The following is a 1229-nucleotide window of genomic DNA, read 5'->3' as shown; positions in this document are numbered from 1 at the left end:
CTTGCTCGCTTCATTCGTCCGTCCTTCTTCCGGCCGGACTCTAACTCCTTCTGGAGGAAATACGCAGCGGCAGGTCAGCGAGAGGCGTTTCGGAACGAGATGTATTGATCGTCAGTGCGTCGTGTCGGTTTAGCAATCGAGATGTGGTCGGCCTGAATCGGGTCTAGTCCTCGTGTGCACAAGTTAGAGGCGCTCGCTTGATCAACGACTTTGATTCCGTAGGTATCAAAAGTCTCATACGCGCAGTACGTCGGAATACCAAAGTTGGCGGCGAACCAGTCAAGCTGAAGATTTGCAAGATAGTCCGCCGATTGCATCAACCGCATGTCTCGGAACTGGGGATTACGGCTGATGATCGACGCCAGGTTGGCTAGCTCACTTCCGGTTGTTGGAGTGGAAAGAAAGAAGAGAAAGCGGGTCTTAGCGGCAATACTACGATACTTGAGTAGGTACTGACGGGTAACCAACCCACCCATACTGTGCGCTATAAAAATAAGCTCGCGATGATCAATGACCCCGTCATCGATCAATCGCAATCTAAGGTTCTCCGCTAACTCATTTATGCTCAACCCCGTCTTCAGCGTGGTCCGGTAATCGTGCACATAAATACTGGCGCCATTAAACGCGCTATCTTCAGCGACAAGCTTCGGCCAGGAGACGTTACCTGTAGCCCACGAGGCTGCGCCATCCCCTAGGACTCCGTGTACGAAAACAATAACGGGAGAGTTGGAACCCAGATTGCGCACGTATCTTTGATTTTGGGCGATCCCGACGTTAGCCGTCGCCAAAAGCCAAGATATCGCAAGTACGGCCCATACCCTTCTAAGCATCGAAGCCTCCGCAGGTCCGCTAACGATGAATAGGGCGTTACGAAAACCGCGTCGTGAGCGAGTTGTGGCTCCAGCTCGCGGCGCCGCGAGGCTGAAGCCAAGAATGTTTTTATCTTTGGTCAAATTCGTTGACGTATCGATGTTCGATGCTATCGCCAAAAACGCGCCGTGCATAGGAGCCACGGGTGATAGAGGATCTCTCAGAAGCCTCTCGAAAAGGCTGATCAAGGATGCGGGTCGAGGCGCAAGAGCAAGGCTGCAGCCACGGGCTTTGAAGTCGGCTCTTGTGAAGGGTTTCGGATGCCGGCCGCTTGAGGGAGGGCGCGGCGTATTCGGCGGCCGGCGTCCGAAAGCCTCCAAGGGAGGAAACCGCGCGTGAGAAACGTAAGGCGGTGCGGC

General features: G+C 54.4%; 1 protein-coding gene. It reads right to left on the bottom strand.

The annotated features are described in order from the left end of the window. Positions 1-74: 74 nt before the first annotated feature. On the bottom strand, positions 75-830 hold the full coding sequence (locus AC5ZGW_RS46325; protein ID WP_165435664.1) for an esterase/lipase family protein: 756 nt from the start codon (positions 828-830) through the stop codon (positions 75-77). Positions 831-1229: the final 399 nt, after the last annotated feature.

This window comes from Bradyrhizobium sp. Crot121, assembly GCF_059512385.1.
Note: the sequence above shows the minus strand (reverse complement) of the source record. Positions and strands in the feature narration are given on the sequence as shown.